The organism is Duganella sp. Leaf61, assembly GCF_001421905.1.
Lineage (GTDB): Bacteria > Pseudomonadota > Gammaproteobacteria > Burkholderiales > Burkholderiaceae_D > Rugamonas > Rugamonas zoogloeoides.
The window spans coordinates 415,390-432,786 of the sequence record NZ_LMLM01000031.1 but is presented as its reverse complement, the minus strand read 5'-3'; the positions used below and the strand labels follow the sequence as shown (position 1 = coordinate 432,786).

General features: G+C 63.0%; 18 protein-coding genes. 7 read left to right on the top strand and 11 right to left on the bottom strand.

Annotation, left to right across the window (positions count from 1 at the left end; translation table 11 throughout):
* Nucleotides 1–3: 3 nt before the first annotated feature.
* Nucleotides 4–1,176 (bottom strand): murein transglycosylase A, encoded by a 1,173-nt coding sequence (locus ASF04_RS23620; protein ID WP_082488978.1) that lies wholly within the window; start codon nucleotides 1,174–1,176, stop codon nucleotides 4–6.
* Between the two features lie 56 nt (nucleotides 1,177–1,232).
* On the opposite strand from ASF04_RS23620, the gene ASF04_RS28525 reads away from it, so the two are divergent.
* Complete coding sequence (locus ASF04_RS28525; protein WP_255360925.1) at nucleotides 1,233–1,361, top strand: hypothetical protein; 129 nt, start codon at nucleotides 1,233–1,235, stop codon at nucleotides 1,359–1,361.
* On the opposite strand, the gene apaG is transcribed toward ASF04_RS28525, so the two are convergent.
* Nucleotides 1,362–1,736 carry a Co2+/Mg2+ efflux protein ApaG gene (gene apaG / locus ASF04_RS23615; protein ID WP_019923875.1) on the bottom strand — a complete coding sequence of 125 codons (375 nt, stop codon included), beginning with the start codon at nucleotides 1,734–1,736 and terminating at the stop codon, nucleotides 1,362–1,364. It abuts the gene before it with no gap.
* Between the two features lie 184 nt (nucleotides 1,737–1,920).
* Between apaG and rpe the strand changes: the two genes are divergently transcribed.
* From rpe to trpC, 6 genes are all read left to right on the top strand, one after another.
* On the top strand, nucleotides 1,921–2,592 hold the full coding sequence (gene rpe / locus ASF04_RS23610; protein WP_019923874.1) for a ribulose-phosphate 3-epimerase: 672 nt from the start codon (nucleotides 1,921–1,923) through the stop codon (nucleotides 2,590–2,592).
* A complete protein-coding gene (locus tag ASF04_RS23605; RefSeq protein ID WP_056147188.1) occupies nucleotides 2,592–3,311 on the top strand; it encodes a phosphoglycolate phosphatase in 720 nt (239 codons plus the stop codon). The genes rpe and ASF04_RS23605 overlap by 1 nt, the downstream gene beginning before the upstream one ends.
* Nucleotides 3,312–3,528: 217 nt before the next feature.
* A complete protein-coding gene (trpE, locus tag ASF04_RS23600; protein WP_056147187.1) occupies nucleotides 3,529–5,031 on the top strand; it encodes an anthranilate synthase component I in 1,503 nt (500 codons plus the stop codon).
* A gap of 1 nt (nucleotide 5,032) precedes the next feature.
* The gene (locus ASF04_RS23595; protein ID WP_056147185.1) at nucleotides 5,033–5,596 is read left to right on the top strand and encodes an aminodeoxychorismate/anthranilate synthase component II; all 564 of its coding nucleotides are present in this window, start codon (nucleotides 5,033–5,035) and stop codon (nucleotides 5,594–5,596) included.
* A gap of 49 nt (nucleotides 5,597–5,645) precedes the next feature.
* A complete protein-coding gene (trpD, locus tag ASF04_RS23590) occupies nucleotides 5,646–6,683 on the top strand; it encodes an anthranilate phosphoribosyltransferase (protein WP_056147183.1) in 1,038 nt (345 codons plus the stop codon).
* A gap of 140 nt (nucleotides 6,684–6,823) precedes the next feature.
* Nucleotides 6,824–7,624, top strand: coding sequence for an indole-3-glycerol phosphate synthase TrpC (trpC, locus tag ASF04_RS23585; RefSeq protein WP_056147180.1), 801 nt, complete (start codon nucleotides 6,824–6,826; stop codon nucleotides 7,622–7,624).
* Nucleotides 7,625–7,626: 2 nt separating this feature from the next.
* Here trpC and ASF04_RS23580 read toward each other — a convergent pair whose 3' ends face one another.
* The 9 genes from ASF04_RS23580 to ASF04_RS23540 all read right to left on the bottom strand — a co-directional run bounded on the left by ASF04_RS23580 (nucleotide 7,627) and on the right by ASF04_RS23540 (nucleotide 17,329).
* Entirely contained in the window at nucleotides 7,627–7,944 is a 318-nt protein-coding gene (locus ASF04_RS23580) for a DUF3325 domain-containing protein (protein ID WP_056147179.1), read from the bottom strand.
* Complete coding sequence (locus ASF04_RS23575; RefSeq protein WP_056147176.1) at nucleotides 7,937–9,616, bottom strand: PepSY domain-containing protein; 1,680 nt, start codon at nucleotides 9,614–9,616, stop codon at nucleotides 7,937–7,939. The genes ASF04_RS23580 and ASF04_RS23575 overlap by 8 nt, the downstream gene beginning before the upstream one ends.
* A 28-nt stretch (nucleotides 9,617–9,644) precedes the next feature.
* Nucleotides 9,645–9,941, bottom strand: coding sequence for a hypothetical protein (locus tag ASF04_RS23570; protein ID WP_056147174.1), 297 nt, complete (start codon nucleotides 9,939–9,941; stop codon nucleotides 9,645–9,647).
* 225 nt (nucleotides 9,942–10,166) lie between these two features.
* Nucleotides 10,167–11,984, bottom strand: coding sequence for a M61 family metallopeptidase (locus ASF04_RS23565; RefSeq protein WP_056147172.1), 1,818 nt, complete (start codon nucleotides 11,982–11,984; stop codon nucleotides 10,167–10,169).
* A 17-nt stretch (nucleotides 11,985–12,001) separates the two neighbouring features.
* Complete coding sequence (locus ASF04_RS23560; protein ID WP_056147170.1) at nucleotides 12,002–12,568, bottom strand: NTP transferase domain-containing protein; 567 nt, start codon at nucleotides 12,566–12,568, stop codon at nucleotides 12,002–12,004.
* 8 nt (nucleotides 12,569–12,576) lie between these two features.
* Nucleotides 12,577–14,811, bottom strand: coding sequence for a xanthine dehydrogenase family protein molybdopterin-binding subunit (locus ASF04_RS23555; RefSeq protein ID WP_056147169.1), 2,235 nt, complete (start codon nucleotides 14,809–14,811; stop codon nucleotides 12,577–12,579).
* A gap of 9 nt (nucleotides 14,812–14,820) precedes the next feature.
* Nucleotides 14,821–15,279 carry a (2Fe-2S)-binding protein gene (locus ASF04_RS23550; RefSeq protein WP_056147167.1) on the bottom strand — a complete coding sequence of 153 codons (459 nt, stop codon included), beginning with the start codon at nucleotides 15,277–15,279 and terminating at the stop codon, nucleotides 14,821–14,823.
* 43 nt (nucleotides 15,280–15,322) lie between these two features.
* Nucleotides 15,323–16,060 carry a DsbC family protein gene (locus ASF04_RS23545; RefSeq protein WP_056147165.1) on the bottom strand — a complete coding sequence of 246 codons (738 nt, stop codon included), beginning with the start codon at nucleotides 16,058–16,060 and terminating at the stop codon, nucleotides 15,323–15,325.
* A gap of 36 nt (nucleotides 16,061–16,096) precedes the next feature.
* The gene (locus ASF04_RS23540) at nucleotides 16,097–17,329 is read right to left on the bottom strand and encodes an FAD-dependent monooxygenase (protein ID WP_056147163.1); all 1,233 of its coding nucleotides are present in this window, start codon (nucleotides 17,327–17,329) and stop codon (nucleotides 16,097–16,099) included.
* Nucleotides 17,330–17,397: the final 68 nt, after the last annotated feature.

The following is a 17,397-nucleotide window of genomic DNA, read 5'->3' as shown; positions in this document are numbered from 1 at the left end:
TGATTATTTAGGCAGCAGCACCCAGACGTTGCCGCGCTGCTTCATGCGGCCGGCGTTTTCAGCCGCCTCGGTGCCGAAGCCGAAGAAGTAATCGACGCGGATGGCGCCACGAATGGCCCCGCCCGTATCCTGCGCCATCACCAGGCGCTGCATCGGGATATCGCTGTTGGCCTGAGTGGTGTTGAGGAAAATCGGCGCGCCCAGCGGCAGTTGGGTCGGATCGATTGCTACCGAGCGCTGCGGCGTCAGCGGCAAGCCCATCGCGCCTTTCGGGCCGATCTTCGGATCTGGCAGCCGCTCTTCCTTGAAAAATACATAACTCGGGTTGGCGTTGAACAGTTCCTGCATGCGGGTGGGGTGACCGGCGATCCACGCCTTGATGCCCTGTGCCGACGCCTGGTCCAGCCGCAGCTCCCCCTTCTCTACCAGGTATTTGCCGATCGACTTATACGGATGGCCGTTCTGGTCGGCGTACGCCACGCGCACGGTTTCCTGGGTATCGGTCAGTTGCACCCGGCCCGAACCCTGCACTTCCAGGAAAAACGCTTCCACCGGATCATCGACCCACAACAATTCCTTGCCCTTCAGTTCGCCCGTATCGATCTCGGCGCGGCTGGAATAAGGCACCAGTTTCTTGCCCACCAGCTTGCCGCGCAGGCGCATGCCTTTCAAATCGGGATAAACGCTGGCCAGGTCCACGGTGATCATGTCGTCGGGCACCTTGTACAGCGGCGTCTGGTATGGACCGCCCTTCTTGCGGGCGCCGCGCAGCAGCGGCTCGTAGTAGCCGGTGACCAGGCCGTCGGTGGCGCCATCGGGCGCGACCACCTGGTTCGGCACCATGAACGCCTCGAAGAAGGTGCGGATGGCCTTGTCGTCGTTGCCATTGACGGTGCGGGCGATGCTGCACGATTCTTTCCAGATGGTCTGCTTGGCCAGCGACGTGCACGAAGCCATGAAGGCTGGCCAGGCGGCGCGAACGTCGTCGCGGTCCCAGCCTGGCAGGGCCGAGAAGGTGCTGGGCACCAGTTGCAGCTTGGCCGGCGCGGTGGACGGGGTGGCCGGCGTGGTGGGCGTCGCTGGCGTGGCCGGCTGCGCGGGTTTTGCAGCCGGTGCCGGCGTTGCGGACTGGTCGGGTGGAATCGGGGTGGTGGTACAAGCGGCCAGCGCGAGCATGGCAACGCTCGCCGGAACGAGTAGACTACGGCGGGAAAAGTTCATGGGGAATCGCTATGTGGATATTGTTGTTGGAAGTGTGCGTGGCGCTGGGCCTGCTGGTGTTCCTGGTGTGGTGGACGATGTTCCACGGCCGAACCCGGCGCAAGAACAAGCACCGGGACCGTGACCGGGACAAACAGTAATCAGTGCAGCGTGCGCGGCAGCGACAGCACGAATTCGGGAATTTTCGCTTCGAACTGGTGGCCGTCTTCCGCCACGCAGAAGTATTCGCCCACCATCGAGCCCTGCGGCGTTTGCAGCGCCGAACCGCTGGTGTATTCGAACTGCTCGCCCGGTTGCAGCAGCGGCTGGTGGCCCACCACGCCCAGCCCGCGCACTTCCTCGACATGGTTGTTGGCATCGGTAATCACCCAGTGGCGCGAGATCAGCTGCGCCGCCACCGTGCCGGTGTTCTTGATGGTGATGGAATAGGTGAACACGAAACTCGTGCGCTCCGGGTCCGACTGCTCAGGCAGGTATTGGGTTCTGACTGATACAGTGAATTCGTAAGTGGCCATCAACTTTCCTTAATAGATACAATGTCTTTGAATGCAAGTCCTTCATTGCACCGCAAATCGGCAACCTGCGCAAGGACGACTTGGGACAAATCGGGCCTATCTGCTCTCTAATTAGGCAGAGCGGCCGCGACCAGCGTAAAATGACGCATCTTTTTTTACGCCAGGCCCATTGCGGCCCCCTGCCATGACCCAATACCGCATCGCACCCAGCATCCTGTCCGCCGATTTCGCCCGCCTGGGCGAGGAAGTGCGCAATGTCGTCGCCGCCGGCGCCGACATCATCCACTTTGACGTGATGGACAACCATTATGTTCCCAATCTGACCATCGGCCCGCTGGTGTGCGAAGCGATCCGTCCGCACGTGCAGGTACCGATCGACGTCCACCTGATGGTCAAGCCGGTGGACCGCATCATCCCGGACTTCGCCAAGGCCGGCGCCAACATCATCACCTTCCACCCGGAAGCGTCCGATCACGTCGATCGCTCGCTGCAGCTGATCCGCGACCACGGCTGCAAGGCCGGCCTGGTGTTCAACCCGGCCACGCCGCTCAGCTACCTCGAGCACGTGATGGACAAGATCGACATCATCCTGATCATGTCGGTCAACCCGGGCTTCGGCGGCCAGTCGTTCATTCCGCATGCGCTGAAAAAGATCGCGGACGCCCGTCGCCTGATCGATGAATCGGGCCGCGACATCATGCTCGAGGTCGATGGCGGCATCAAGATCGAGAACATCGCCGCCGCCGCTGCTGCCGGCGCCGACACCTTTGTCGCCGGCTCCGCCATCTTCGGCAAGCCCGACTACAAGGCCGTGATCGACGCCATGCGCGCCAACCTGGCCAAGGTCGGCGCTTGATGGCTAGCGTAATGGCTACCGTGCTGGCAGGCGTACGCGCAGCCATCATCGACCTCGATGGCACCATGCTCGACACCATCCCCGACTTCCACGTGGCGATTACCGGCATGCTGGCCGAGCTGGAGCTGCCGCCGGTAGCGCAAGAGCAGATCGCGGTCATGGTGGGCAAGGGATCGGAAAACCTGATCCGCGCCGTGCTGGCACTGCAACTGAACGAAGCGCCGCATTCGCCGCCGGTGGAAGCACGCTTCAACTTTGCGATGGAAGCGTACCAGCGCCACTACCTGGCGATCAACGGCCAGCACAGCGCGCTGTACCCGGACGTGCTCGAAGGCTTGACCGCCATGAAAGCAGCCGGCCTGCGCCTGGCCTGCGTGACCAACAAGCCGATCGCGTTTACCACCCCGCTGTTAAAACTCAAGGGTTTGAGCGGCTTTTTCGAGGTGGTGTACGGCGGCGACTCGCTGGCGCGCAAGAAGCCGGACCCGCTGCCTTTGCTGACCGTGTGCGCCGACTTTGGCCTGCAACCGGCGCAAGTGGTGGCGATTGGTGACTCGTCCAACGACGCGCAAGCGGCCCGGGCTGCGGGTTGCCCGGTGTTGACGGTACCGTATGGTTACAACCACGGTGAATCTGTACACGATATCGATTCCGATGGTATAGTTACCTCGCTGCTAGAAGCGGCTAGCCTGATTCGTTCGCAAAATATACCAACTTAGCAGAACACCTGACCGAAATGTCTCTCACCAAAAAACACACCGTCAACCAACCAGGCTCGATTGAGGCCTGGCTTTGGCGACGCTGGCAATCCTGGCAGGGCTGATCGCCCGAGCCGTATTGCTGCCGTCCGCACCCCGCGTGCCCGGCAGGTTTTTTGAACAGCGCCGCCCTCTCCCCTCACCTTAGCGTGATCGCGCGGCGCCATGGAGAGCACACATGACCGAACTCGAATTCAAATCGTTGGCCAACGAAGGCTACAACCGCATCCCGCTGATCGCCGAAGCCTTTGCCGATCTCGAAACCCCGCTCACGCTGTACCTGAAACTGGCCCAGTCCCAGAACACGGGCAAGAACACGTTCCTGCTCGAGTCGGTCGTCGGTGGCGAGCGTTTCGGCCGCTTCTCGTTCATCGGCCTGCCGGCCAACACCATCCTGCGCACGTTCGGCACCCGCACCGAGATCGTGAAAAACGGCGCCGTGATCGAAACCCATGACGGCAATCCGCTCGACTTCATCGAAACCTATCAAAAGCGCTTTAAAGTAGCGGTACGCCCCGGCATGCCGCGCTTCTGCGGTGGCCTGGCCGGCTACTTCGGCTACGACACCGTGCGCCACATCGAAAAGACTTTGGCCCAATCGCCCAACCAGCCGAAAGATGACCTGGGCCTGCCCGACATCCAGCTGATGGTGACCGAAGAACTGGCCGTGATCGACAACCTGTCCGGCAAGCTGTACCTGATCGTGTATGCGGATACCACCCAGCCCGAGTCGTTCAGCAAAGCGCGCCAGCGCCTGAAAGATTTGCGCATGATGCTGCGCCGGGGCGTGGAAGCGCCGGTCACCAGCGCCTCGGTACGCACCGAGATCACGCGCGACTTCGCCAAGGAAGATTATTTAAAGGCGGTGGCCCGCGCCCACGAATACGTGATGGCCGGCGACCTGATGCAGGTGCAAATCGGCCAGCGCCTGCGCAAACCGTACGTCGATTCGCCGCTGTCGCTGTACCGCGCGCTGCGTTCGCTGAACCCGTCGCCGTATATGTACTTCTACAATTTCGGCGACATGCAGATCGTCGGCGCGTCGCCCGAAATCTTGGTGCGCAACGAGACCCTGCCTGATGGCGAAAAGAAAGTCACGCTGCGCCCGATCGCCGGCACCCGCCCGCGCGGCGCCACGCCCGAGCGCGACGCCGAACTGGCCACAGAACTGCTGGCCGACCCGAAAGAAATCGCCGAACACGTGATGCTGATCGACCTGGCGCGCAATGACCTGGGCCGCATCTCCGAGACCGGCACCGTCAAGGTCACCGACCGCCTGGTCATCGAAAAGTATTCGCACGTGCAGCACATCGTGTCCAACGTCGAGGGCAAGCTGAAAAGCGGCCTGTCGAACCTGGACGTGCTGCGCGCCACCTTCCCGGCCGGTACCCTCACCGGCGCGCCGAAAGTGCGCGCCATGGAAGTGATCGACGAGCTCGAAATTTCCAAGCGCGGCATTTACGGCGGCGCCTGCGGCTACCTGTCGTTTGGCGGCGAGATGGACGTGGCGATTGCGATCCGCACCGGCGTGATCAAGGACGGCATGTTGTACGTGCAGGCGGCCGCCGGCATCGTGGCCGACTCCGTGGCTGAGATGGAATGGCAGGAAACCGAAAACAAGGCGCGCGCCGTGCTGCGCGCTGCCGAACAAGTACAAGATGGCCTGGATGGGGAGTTCTGACATGCTGCTGATGATCGACAACTACGACTCCTTCACCTACAACATCGTCCAGTATTTCGGCGAACTCGGTGAAGACGTGCGCGTGTACCGCAACGATGAAATCACGATCGAACAGATCGAAGCGCTGAACCCCGACCGCATCTGCATCTCGCCCGGCCCGAAAGATCCGGCGCAGGCCGGCATTTCGATCGCCGTATTAAAACACTTCGCTGGCAAGAAGCCGATTCTGGGCGTCTGCCTCGGCCACCAGGCCATCGGCGAAGCGTTCGGCGGCAAGGTGATCCGCGCCAAGCAGGTCATGCACGGCAAAACCTCTCTTATCGCGCATACCGGCGTGGGCGTCTTCAAGGACTTGCCCTCGCCGTTTACGGTGATCCGCTATCACTCCCTGGCCATCGAGCGCAGCTCGTTGCCAGCCTGCCTCGAAGTGACGGCATGGACGGATGACGGCGAAATCATGGGCGTGCGGCACAAGGATTACGACATCGAGGGGGTGCAGTTCCACCCCGAGTCGATCCTGTCCGAACACGGCCACGCCTTGCTGAAGAACTTCCTGGTTCGTTAAGCATTCCGCTGTCGTACACCTGCGTAAAAATTTGAGAGAAGGATTGGTCATGGCGATTACCCATCAAGAAGCACTGCTGCGCTGTATCGAACACCGCGAGATTTTCCACGACGAGATGCTGCACCTGTTCCGCCAGATCATGTCCGGCGAAATGTCGCCCACCATGATCGCGGCCCTGACCATGGGCCTGCGCGTGAAAAAGGAAACCATCGGCGAGATCGCCGCCGCCGCGCAAGTGATGCGCGAGTTTTCCACCAAGGTGCCGATGGCCGACACCACCGGCCTGCTCGACATCGTCGGCACCGGCGGCGACGGCGCCCACACGTTTAATATTTCCACCACCGCCATGTTCGTGGCAGCGGCGGCCGGCGCGCGTGTGGCCAAGCATGGCGGGCGCAGCGTGTCGTCGTCGTCAGGCAGCGCCGACGTCATCGAGGCGCTCGGCGCCAACATCAATTTGAAACCCGAGCAGATCGCGCAGTCGATCGCGCAAACCGGCATCGGCTTCATGTTCGCGCCGAACCACCATGCGGCCATGCGCCATGTGGCCCCGGTACGCAAGGAGCTTGGCGTGCGCTCGATCTTCAACATCCTGGGCCCCTTGACCAACCCGGCCGGCGCGCCGAATATCCTGATGGGCGTATTCCATGCCGACCTGGTCGGCATCCAGGTACGGGTGCTGCAACGCCTCGGTGCGCAGCACGCGATCGTGGTCTATGGCCGCGACAATATGGACGAAGTGTCGCTGGGCGCGGGCACCATGATCGGTGAACTGGTCAACGGCGAAATCCGCGAATACGAAATCCACCCGGAAGACTTCGGCCTGCCGATGATCGCCAGCCGCAACCTGAAGGTGGCCGATGCAGCCGAATCGAAAGCAAAGATGATGGAAGCGCTGCGCGGCGAACCGGGTCCGGCCTTCGACATCGTGGCGCTCAATGCCGGCACCGCACTGTACGCGGCCGGCGTGGCCAGCTCGATCGAAGACGGCCTGCAACGCGCGCGCGCGGCGATTACCTCGGGCGATGCGTTGAAGAAGGTCGAGCAGTTTGTGAGCGTGACGCAAACCCTGGGCGCTGCCAACTGAGGCGATGTAAGGCCAACTGACGGCGAACTGAATAGCGTCGTCCAGAAACAGGCCCCGTCAACACGTCCGCTACACGCAATTTCCGTCATCCCCGCGAACACGGGGATCCATAGAACACCCGAATAAACGAACCGCCGACCATGTCCGACATCCTCAACAAAATCCTCGCCGTCAAAGCCGACGAAGTGGCCGCCGCCAAAAAACACCGCAGCTTCGCCAGCCTGCGCGACGACGTCGAATCGCACACCGAACTGCGCGCCCAGATGCGCGGTTTTGAAGCGAGCCTGCGTGCAAAAATCGATGCCGGCAAACCGGGCGTGATCACCGAAATCAAGAAGGCGTCGCCGTCGAAAGGCGTGATCCGCGCCGACTTCCGCCCGGCCGACATCGCCAAAACCTATGAAGCCAACGGCTCCGCGTGCCTGTCGGTGTTGACCGACGAGCAGTTCTTCCAGGGTTCGGTGGCGTACCTGGAGCAAGCCCGCGCCGCGTGTGCACTACCGGTGCTGCGCAAGGACTTCATGATCGACATCTACCAGATCTATGAAGCGCGCGCGATGGGGGCCGATGCGATCCTGTTGATCGTCTCGGCGCTCGATCACGGCTTGATGGCGGAGATGGAAGCGGTTGCCCACGAACTGGGCATGGGCGTGCTGGTGGAAACGCATGATGGCGACGAACTGACCGCCGCGCTGCGCCTGAAAACCCGGCTGCTGGGGATTAACAACCGCAACCTGCGCACGTTCGAGGTATCGCTGGAAAATACCCTGGGGCTGCTGGACCGCATCCCCGAAGACAAGCTGGTGATCACCGAATCGGGCATCATGGTGCCGGCCGACGTGGAACGCATGCGCGCAGCAAACGTGCACGCGTTCCTGGTAGGCGAAGCCTTTATGCGCGCGGAAGATCCGGGCGCAGAACTGGCCCGGCTCTTTAATTAACGTTAAGCCTTCGTCCAGAACACCAGGGGAGCCAGCGCGCTGGCTTTCCAGGTGAGCGTAAATGCGACGATCACCGCCGCACCGGCCACACTCATCACCCACACCAGCGACGCCATCGACGCCGAGTCGACCATCAGGCACAGCACCAGCGACGTCACCAACGCAACCGCGCCGAGCACCCGCAGCGACTTGACCGTGGCTGGCGGACAGGCCGCCTTGCCGCGTACCTGCTCCCAGTGGTTTTCCATCGACAGGGCCAGCCAGGCCATGCCCATCACGGTGACGACCAGCGCCGCCAACAACATCAATGCATCAGGCATGGCCTGCCTCCATCACGGGGGTGTTCGCAGTAACCTTGCTCTCGGCGCGCAATTGCAGCTTGCGCGCGGCTAATATTGCCAGCACCGCGCCGGTCAGCATGAACAGGTCGGCGCCGGCCACCGGCCAGTAGCCGTTGCCGATGGTGCGCAGCAGGTGGTCGCCGGTGGTGACCCAGTTCAGTACCGGCGCGGTCACGCCCAGTACGGCAATCGCCAGGCATTGCTCGCGCCAGGCCGGGGCGATGCGCCCTTCGGCCACCGGCGCGGTGCGCCAGAACGCGTGCGCCATCGCCACCACCCAGGTCCCCCAGAAGCAGTATTTTTCCATGTCGCCGCGCAGCGGCCAGCCGTCGGGCATGACGTCCGGCAGCAGGCGGTTGGCGATCAGCATGCCCAGCGCCGCGATCATCATGCCGGTGAGCGTGGTCACGCCCAAGGCATCGACAACCCGGGCGCCGCTGCTGCCTTGCTTGGCGTGCTGGCGCTTGCGCTTTTCAACGAAGAACAGGAAGCCGGTGGCGATACACGCGCAACCGAGCAGGCCACCGAGCACATACAGCCAGCGCAACAGCCAGTGGCGGAAATGCTGCAAGTGCAGGCCTGTGAGGAATTCGTTGATGCGGCCGACGGCGGTGGGCGGCGGGTCTTCGCGCATCACGACGCCGGTGGACGCCTTGAAGTGGATGCCCTCGCCGGTGAGCGCGATACGGTCGGTACCGGCGCGGTAGATGCTGACATAGCCGTTGGCGTCGCCCACGTGCTGCACTTGCAGGAAACCGACGTCGCCAGCCATGCCCTTCTCGGCCCAGCGGCGCTGCGCTTCCTTGACCATGGCATCGACCGACGCCATTTTTGCCGGAACGCCGGCCGGGTCGTGCGGCAGGCCGGTTTCCAGCGCTTCGTGTATCTCGTGCTGGTCGTGCAAGGCTTGCAGCTGGGTGTGGCCGATCGGGAAATAGATTCCGGCGAAAATCACCAGGCCGGTAAAGGCAAAGAAGAAGTGGAACGGCAGTGCGACCACGCCAGTGAGATTATGCAGGTCGAGCATGCTGCGCTGGGTGGTCTTTTTCGGCCGGAACGTGAACAGCTCGCGGAAGATCTTGCGGTGCATGACCACGCCCGTCACCAGCGCGACCAGCATCATCAGTGCGGCAAAGCCGACGATCCAGTAGCCGACGTTTTTCCAGTAGAAGGTGAGGCTGTAATGCAGCGGGTAGAAGAAACCGCTGCCGACCTTGAGGCGGTCGTCGGGCAAGGCGGCGCCGGTGCGCGGATCGACCGTGCGCTGGGCGAAGATCATGGTTTCCGGATCCTTGGCGTTCGGTACCTCGTAACCGGCAAACATGGTTAGCACCGGATCGCGGTGGGTGGTGTACGCGCCCCAGCTCTTCACCTTGTCGAAATGGTCAGGCAACGGACCGTTGACCAGCGGCGCAGTGAACGCGCGCGCGTCCGGCAGCGGCTGCATATCCTCGAAAATCGGGCGCATCAGCTTGTCGAACGACGGCATCGGTTGCGGCTCGAAGCGCGAGGCGGGGATGGCCCAGCGGTCGATTTCGCGGTCGAACACCGACAGCGAACCGAAGAAAAATACAACCACTAGTACAAATCCGAGGGCCAGTCCGAACCAGGTATGCACCCAGGCCATCGACTGTCTGAAATTCTGCAGCATTGGAAAAACTCCGTAATGTCAGCGTTGGTTACGTGATCAGGTTCTTGATAAGTTCGGCAGCCGAGGCCATGACCACGGCGCCACCGGCCAGTACCAGCCACACGCGTACGATGTTGCGCGCAGCGAATGCGGTCAGGAAGATGGTCAAAAACACCAGGAAACCGATGATGGCGGTCAGGTGCTCGGCGTCATGGAATTCCATGTCGGCGGCAACCATTGCAGCCATGCCGAAGGCGATCAGCCCCCAGGTAAAGGCATAGCCGCCGAAGACGGCAGCCAGCGTGCGCCAGACGATGTCGGAGCGGGAAATCGATGCAGTGGCCATGATAAGCACATTTAGCGAATGAGAATTATTCGCATGATAGCAGCATTAATCGGTGCTCGGTAACCATCTTTATGCCAAAGGGGACAGTGGACGGGGCCGATCACGGGGTTTTGTGCCGGATGATGGCGTGTTTATGCCGGAATCTGGCACATCCAGTGTGAAAAAAATGGCCGCACGGTGAGTGCGGCCATCGAAGACTGGGGCGGCCCGGATGCGGCCAGCGCTTTATCGCGCTGCGCTCGGCCGCAACGGCCCGGCCGATTTCTTCGCGACCGGATCGAGCGTGAGCGTGATGCCGGGCACCCGCTCGCCCTGCAACACGGCACTGAACACCATCAGCTCGTCGCGGCGGAAGGCATGGATTTGCACCGTGCTGCCCACCGCGTAGCGCGCCAGCAGATTGTCCAGGTTGGTGGCGGTCACGCGCAAGCCATCGACCGCCACCAGCAGGTCGCCGGCCGACAAACCGGCCAGGTGCGCGGCGCCATTTTCGTGCACGGCCGCTAACTTGCAGTCACTGCCGTCGCGGCCCAGGTTGGCATCGAGACTAGGCTTGGACGACTTGCGGTCGTCGGCGTACTTGACGCCGAACGGCGCCAGCAGCTTGGCCAGCGGCACGTCCTCGGTGCCGCGGATGTACTTGTCGAAGAACGGCTTGAAGCGCGCGCCGCCGATTTCGTCGAACAGCGCTTCCACTTCGGCCGGCGTCACGCCGCGGCCACCGCCCTGGTAAAAGTCGCGGCCGAAACGCTCCCACAAGGTGCGCATCACATCGTCGAGCGACTTCTTGCCGCCGGTCTTGGCGCGGATGGTCAGGTCGAGCGCCAGCGCGATCAGCGAACCCTTGGTGTAATAGCTGATGATGGCGTTGGGCGCGTTTTCGTCCTGGCGGTAGTACTTGCCCCAGGCATCGAAACTCGACTCGGCCACGCTTTGCTTGGTGCGGCCGCTGCCGCGCAGCACGCTGCCGATGGTCTTGCCCAGCAATTTGAAATAACTGGGTTCGGCGATCAGGCCCGAACGTACCAGCATCAGGTCGTCGTAGTAGCTGGTAAAGCCCTCGAACAGCCACAGCAGCGGGGAATAATTCTCCACTTGCAGGTTGTACGGCGCAAACGCGGCCGGCTTGATGCGCTTGACGTTCCAGGTGTGGAAGTACTCGTGGCTGCACAGCCCGAGGTATTGCAGGTAGCCGTCGCCGATGTCCTTGTTCACCGCTGCGGTGGTGGGCAAATCGCCGCGATTGCAGATCAGCGCGGTGGAGGCCCGGTGTTCGAGGCCGCCATAGCCGTCGCCCACCGCCATGGTCATGAACACGTAGCGGTCCATCGGCGCTTTTTTCGATTTTGGCTCGAAGAAGGTGATTTGCGTCTCGCAAATGCGTTTGAGGTCGGTGCACAGACGCGCGAGGTCCAGGTTCGGCACGCGGCCGGTGACCACCACATCGTGCGGGATGCCGTGTGCCTTGAAGGTGGCCAGCGCGAAGTCGCCCTGCTCCACCGGGTGGTCGATCAATTCGTCATAGTTGGCGGCAACATAGGTGCCGTAGCCATAGCGCTTGGCTTTCAATTCCGGCAGCGCGGTGGCCACGCGCCAGGTCTTGGCCGCATCGTCGTCCGGGCGCTGGAGATCGACCACGTGCGGCGTTTCTTCCTGGCCCAGCACGCGCAGGAACACGCTGGTGCCGTTGAAAAAGGCGTGGTTCTGGTCCAGGTGGGCGGCGCGCACCGACAGGTCCCAGGCATAGACTTCGTAGTGCAGCGTAAGCGGCGCCGCCTGGTCTTTCAGTGGTGCGGCCTGCCAGCTGTGTTTATCGAGCTTGGTCAGTTCGACCGGCTGGCCGTCCGACTCGGCGCGGATGCGCACGATATTGCGCGAAAACTCGCGGATCATGTAGCTGCCCGGGATCCAGGCCGGCAGTGCGAATACCTGCCCTGCTTCGGACGGCGCCGCCACGGTCAAGGTCACGTGGAACAGGTGGGCCGCCAGGTCGTGGCCCACGATGGTATAGACGATGGCCGGGGTTTTAGTCGTTTTCTTCATCTTGATCCTGGTGTTTACTATGTCAAATCGGCAGGCATATCGATATCGCGCACCACGCCGCCGTCGTCCACCACCACCTCGTGCACGGGATGGCTGTTGACGATGGCGCGCGCGCCCTGGTCGCCGTCCAGCGCCAGCAGCAAGGGTAAATGATAACCGCTGAACGCGACCGGGTTGCCGCGCCGGCCTCGATGGACCGGCGCGGCGATGTTGGCACCACTTTCAATGGCGGCGGCCAGCGACCGCATGGTGGCCGGCTGCACCCACGGCATGTCGCCCAGCGCGATCAGCCAGCCTTCGGCGCCACGCGTGTATTCGATGGCGGTGGCCAGCGATTCGCCCATGCCCAGGTCGGCATTGTCGGCCACGCGCACCTCACAGCCCAAACGGCCCAGCAGCGCTGCCACGCGGTCATCGCCGGGACGCACCACGGCCAGCACGCGCGGCAGCGCGGCCAGCATATTGCGCGCGCTGGTTGCTACCACCGGTTCGCCATCAACCAGTTGCAGCAGCTTGTTTTGCACACCGGACGGGTCGAACCGCTTGCCCCGTCCGGCCGCCAGCAAAATACCGGTCAGCGCCATACAGCTTTTTACGCCGACGCCAGATCGAACGGCAGCTTGCGCAAGCGCTTGCCGGTGATCTTGAACAGTGCATTGGCAAAGGCCGGCGCCAGTGGCGGCAAGCCTGGTTCACCCATGCCGGTCGGCGCATCGTTCGATGGCACGATGTGGACGTCGATGGCTGGCATATCGGTCATGCGCGCCACCGAGTAGTCGCTGAAGTTCTGCTGCTCGACCACGCCGTCCTTGAGCGTGATGGCCGCGCCGGGTATCGTCATGCCCAGGCCCATCAGCGCCGCGCCCTGCACCTGCGCTTCGATGGTGAGCGGGTTGACGGCGGTATTGCAATGCACGCCGGCCGTCACTTTATGCAGCTTCGGCACGCCATCCTTGACGGACGCTACCACCACGTAGGCCACCACGGTATTGAACGATTCGTGCACGGCCACGCCCCACGCCTGCCCTTTCGGCAGCGCTTTTTTGCCATAACCCGACTTGGCCACGGCCAGATCCAGCGCGGCGACGTGGCGCTTGCCTTTCCCACCCATGATTTTTTTGCGGTACGCCACCGGGTCCATTTTGGCCGCGTGCGCGGCTTCGTCGATCAGCGTTTCCATCACGTAGGCGGTATGGGTGGAACCCACCGAGCGCCACCACAGCACCGGCACATTGGCCTTGGCGATGTGGGCGCTCAGGTTGAGCGGCACGTCGTACGGCTCGCCCATGCCTTCGACCATGGTGGAATCGACGCCGTCCTTGATCATCATCGGCTCGAACATGGTGCCGGCGGCGATCGACTGGCCCACGATCACGTGGTCCCACGCGACGATATTGCCCTTGGCATCGAGGCCGATGTCGGCGCGGTGCACGTGCGACGGCCGGTAGTAGCCGCCCTTGATGTCGTCCTCGCGGCTCCACACCACCTTGACCGGATCGGTCTTGCCGGCGGCGCGCCACACCTTGGCAACGTTGACCGCTTCAACCAGGTAGTCGGACGTCGGCACGCCACGGCGCCCGAAACCGCCGCCGGCCATCATGGTGTTTAGTACCACCTGTTCCGGCTTCAGGCCGGCCGTGGCCGCAATTGCGCCCTGGTCCACGGTCTGGAACTGGGTGCCGGCCCACACCGTGCAGCCGTCCGCGCGCAGATCGACCACGCAGTTGAGCGGCTCCATCGGCGCGTGCGCCAGGTACGGGAATTCATAGACGGCGTTGATTTTCTTCGGCGCACCGGCCAGCTTCGACGTATCGGCACGGCGGGCGGAGGCGCCCGGCTTTTGCGCCAGCGCCTTGAAATCCTTCAACTGCTGTTCGCTGCTGACCTTTTCCACCGCGCTGGTGTCCCAGTCGATAACCAATGCATCGCGGCCCATCTTGGCTGGCCAGTAGCCGTCGGCCACCACCACCACGCCGCTGCCGCCCCGGTCGGTTTTTACTTCCAGCACCTCGAGCACGCCCTTGATGGCCTTGGCTTTGCTGGCGTCCAGCTTGCCCACCTTGGCGCCGAACACGGGTGGACGGGCGACTAACGCAACCTTGCTGTCGGGCGCCTTGAAGTCCATGCCAAATTGCTGCTTGCCGGTGGCTTTGAGCCTGGCGTCCAGGCGCTTGACCGGCTTGCCGATGATCTTGAAGTCTTTCGGGTCCTTGAGCACGACGGTGGCAGGCACCGGCTGCTTCATGGCCGCATCGGCCATGGCGCCAAAGGTGGCAGTCTGGCCGGCAGGACCGGTCAGCACGCCGTTGCCGGCTTTTACTTGAGCGGGTGCCACTTGCCATTGTTCGGCAGCGGCAGCGACCAGCATCGCGCGCGCCTTGGCGCCGATCTCGCGGTACTGGATGTACGAGTGGGCGATACTGCCCGAGCCGCCGGTGATCTGGATGCCGAACGCGGGGTCCTTGTATTGGTCGCCGGCCGGCGCCAGCGCGCCGTTGACCTTCGACCAGTCGGCGTCCAGTTCCTCGGCGATCAGCATCGGCATCGACGTCTGCACGCCCTGGCCGAATTCCAGGCGGTTCACCTGCACCGTCACGGTGTTGTCGGGGGCGATGTGCAGGAACGCGTTCGGCTCGTACACCTTGGCCGGCGGCTGCTGGGCATGGGCGAAACGACCGGCGCCGGGCATGAAGAAGCCCAGCACCAGTCCACCGCCGGCGACAGCGCCGGTTTTCAGGAAGCCGCGGCGCGACACGCCGGCAGGGGCAGCAGTTTGCGATGCCAGGGCGGCATCGACGTTATCCTTATTGATCCATTCGATACGCATACGTCCCCCTTAAGCGATGGTGCTGGCGGCGTCTTTGATGGCGGCGCGGATGCGTTGGTAGGTGCCGCAGCGGCAGATATTGCCGCTCATGGCGTTGTCGATATCGGCGTCGCTCGGCCTTTTATTGGTGCGCAGCAGCGCGGTGGCGCTCATGATTTGCCCGCTCTGACAGTAGCCGCATTGCGGCACATCGAGTTTGACCCAGGCGTCCTGCACGGCCTTGCCGATCTTGTCGGACTCCATCGCTTCGATGGTGGTGATCTTCTGGCCGACGGCGGCCGAAATCGGCATCACGCACGAGCGCACCGGCTCCCCTGCCAGGTGCACGGTGCAGGCGCCGCACAGGGCGGCGCCGCAACCGAACTTGGTGCCGGTCATATTCAGGTTGTCGCGCAGCGCCCACAGGATGGGCGTCGATGGATCGGCATCGACTTGTACGTCCTTGCCGTTGATATTTAAAGTGATCATGAAAATCTCCTGGAGGACGATACAGCTGGTTTTGGACTTGCGACTACGATTTTATTTTTGCGAACTTCGCTTCAAGCGTCTTGGTGTCTACCGCACCTGGCAAACGCGAACCATCGGTAAAGATGATGGTGGGGGTGCCGCTGACGCCGATCTTGCGGCCCAGCGCGACGATTTCTTGGTTGGGCGTGGTGCACGCTGCAGGCGCCGCCGGCGGCAATTTACCGTTCAACATCCAGTCGTCCCAGGCCTTGTTGCGGTCGGTGGCGCACCATACGCCGGCGGACTTGGTGAACGAATCTTCGCGCAGAATGTTGTACAGGAAAGTGTACACGGTGACGTTGTCGATTTCGGTGAGCGTGGTTTTGCGGAACTGCTTGCAGTAGCCGCAGTTCGGGTCTTCGAACACCGCGATCACGCGCGAGCCGTCGCCCTTGACGGTTTTCAGCGCTTTGTCCAGCGGCAGGTCGGAGAACTTCACGCGGCTCAATTCATCGATGCGCTCGCGCGTCAGGTCGGTGCCGTTGGTGATGTTGAAGACATGGCCGTTGAACACGTAGGTGGCGGTTTTGTCGGTGTACAGAATGTCGTTACCCATGCGGATTTCATACAGTCCGCTGTACGGCGTAAGCTTGACCGAATCGACCTTCACGCCCTCGCCCAGGCGCGGCTCCACCAGCTTGCGGATTTCTTCTTCGGTTGGCGCTTTCGCCGCATCCTGCGCATTCCCGCACGACGCCATCAGCGCCGACAACATCACCAATACCAACTTACTCAATTTCATAACTTCTCCGGTAACTTCATCATGACGGGATTGTACTTATTTGCCCATGGCGTGCGAGATCAGGCGGCGCTTGAGCACAGGGATTTTATCGAGCAGGTTCAGGCCCAGATTGCGCACCACGCGCAGCGGCTCGATATCGGCGCCGAACAGGCGCGCCAGGCCATCGGTGGTGACCTGCATCAGCAGCACGTCTTCCTTGCGCGCGCGCTCGTAGCGCGCCAGCACACGGGCGTCGCCCACGCCGCGTTGCGGCTCGCGGCCGGCTAGTGTTTCGATCAGTTGGGCGACGTCGCCGAAGCCCAGGTTCATGCCGTGGCCCGCCATCGGATGGACCACGTGGGCAGCGTCGCCGACCAGCGCCACGTGCGGCGACGTCATCGCGTGCGGGCGGATCAGGCGCAGCGGAAAATCGCGCACCAGTTCCGGCTGCAACGGCGTGAGCGCGCCCAGTTTTTCAGATGCGTAGACGGCCAGGCGGTCGGCAATCTGCTGCGCCGATTCGGCGCGCAAGGCATCGGCCAGCGCGTCGGGCGCGGACCACACCAGCGAGACCTGGTTGCCGGGCAGCGGCAGCAGCGCCACGATGCCCTGCTCGCCCGTGAACCACTGGTGCGCAGCGCCATGGTGCGGCTTTTCGCACGCGAAGTTGGACACCACGCCGCGCTGGCCGTAGCTGCGGTAATCGAGGCCGATATCGCACTGGCCCCGCACCCACGATTCGGCGCCGTCGGCGCCCACCACCAGTTGCGCTTCGAGGCGGCCGCCATCGGCCAGCGTGACAGTGGCACGATCGTCACCGCGCAGCAGCGCCGTGGCGCGGCCGCCGACGATGGTGACGTTTTGCGCAAAACGCAGCGCGGCGTCAAGCGCCTGGTTCAGATTGCGTTCTTCGAGTATCCACGCCAGCGTGTCGGTATGGGCGCCATACGCGTCGAATGCGAGCGCCCCGGCAGCGGCGCCATCGCCCTGCACGATCATCGCATCGACCGGCGTCACGCGCGCGGCATCGAGCGCGCCCCATACCTTGAGCGACGACAGCAGCCGGTGCGCGGTGTGATTCAGAGCGTACACGCGGGCGTCCCACCCTGCCTCGGCCGGTGGCGCGACCGGCGGCGCAGGCGGCCCCAGCAGAATAACCTTGAGCCCGGCGTTCGCCAGGCCCAGTGCCGTGGTCTTGGCAATCGCACCATTGCCAACAATGCAAATCTCGGCGCTGACCGTGGAGGCGGTGGCGGCGGCGGAGGCGGACAGGGACATGGATTTATTCATCCAACCATTATAGCGTTTGTCGGCAACAGAATTTGGTGCTTGCGCTTTTATGGGAGCCTGCTATAATT

Bases quoted from the DNA above. Each gene is read 5' to 3' on its own strand.
- ASF04_RS23620 (WP_082488978.1), bottom strand. From the start codon at position 1,176: ATGCTCGCGCTGGCCGCTTGTACCACCACCCCGATTCCACCCGACCAG.
- ASF04_RS28525 (WP_255360925.1), top strand. From the start codon at position 1,233: ATGTGGATATTGTTGTTGGAAGTGTGCGTGGCGCTGGGCCTGCTGGTG.
- apaG (WP_019923875.1), bottom strand. From the start codon at position 1,736: ATGGCCACTTACGAATTCACTGTATCAGTCAGAACCCAATACCTGCCT.
- rpe (WP_019923874.1), top strand. From the start codon at position 1,921: ATGACCCAATACCGCATCGCACCCAGCATCCTGTCCGCCGATTTCGCC.
- ASF04_RS23605 (WP_056147188.1), top strand. From the start codon at position 2,592: ATGGCTAGCGTAATGGCTACCGTGCTGGCAGGCGTACGCGCAGCCATC.
- trpE (WP_056147187.1), top strand. From the start codon at position 3,529: ATGACCGAACTCGAATTCAAATCGTTGGCCAACGAAGGCTACAACCGC.
- ASF04_RS23595 (WP_056147185.1), top strand. From the start codon at position 5,033: ATGCTGCTGATGATCGACAACTACGACTCCTTCACCTACAACATCGTC.
- trpD (WP_056147183.1), top strand. From the start codon at position 5,646: ATGGCGATTACCCATCAAGAAGCACTGCTGCGCTGTATCGAACACCGC.
- trpC (WP_056147180.1), top strand. From the start codon at position 6,824: ATGTCCGACATCCTCAACAAAATCCTCGCCGTCAAAGCCGACGAAGTG.
- ASF04_RS23580 (WP_056147179.1), bottom strand. From the start codon at position 7,944: ATGCCTGATGCATTGATGTTGTTGGCGGCGCTGGTCGTCACCGTGATG.
- ASF04_RS23575 (WP_056147176.1), bottom strand. From the start codon at position 9,616: ATGCTGCAGAATTTCAGACAGTCGATGGCCTGGGTGCATACCTGGTTC.
- ASF04_RS23570 (WP_056147174.1), bottom strand. From the start codon at position 9,941: ATGGCCACTGCATCGATTTCCCGCTCCGACATCGTCTGGCGCACGCTG.
- ASF04_RS23565 (WP_056147172.1), bottom strand. From the start codon at position 11,984: ATGAAGAAAACGACTAAAACCCCGGCCATCGTCTATACCATCGTGGGC.
- ASF04_RS23560 (WP_056147170.1), bottom strand. From the start codon at position 12,568: ATGGCGCTGACCGGTATTTTGCTGGCGGCCGGACGGGGCAAGCGGTTC.
- ASF04_RS23555 (WP_056147169.1), bottom strand. From the start codon at position 14,811: ATGCGTATCGAATGGATCAATAAGGATAACGTCGATGCCGCCCTGGCA.
- ASF04_RS23550 (WP_056147167.1), bottom strand. From the start codon at position 15,279: ATGATCACTTTAAATATCAACGGCAAGGACGTACAAGTCGATGCCGAT.
- ASF04_RS23545 (WP_056147165.1), bottom strand. From the start codon at position 16,060: ATGAAATTGAGTAAGTTGGTATTGGTGATGTTGTCGGCGCTGATGGCG.
- ASF04_RS23540 (WP_056147163.1), bottom strand. From the start codon at position 17,329: ATGAATAAATCCATGTCCCTGTCCGCCTCCGCCGCCGCCACCGCCTCC.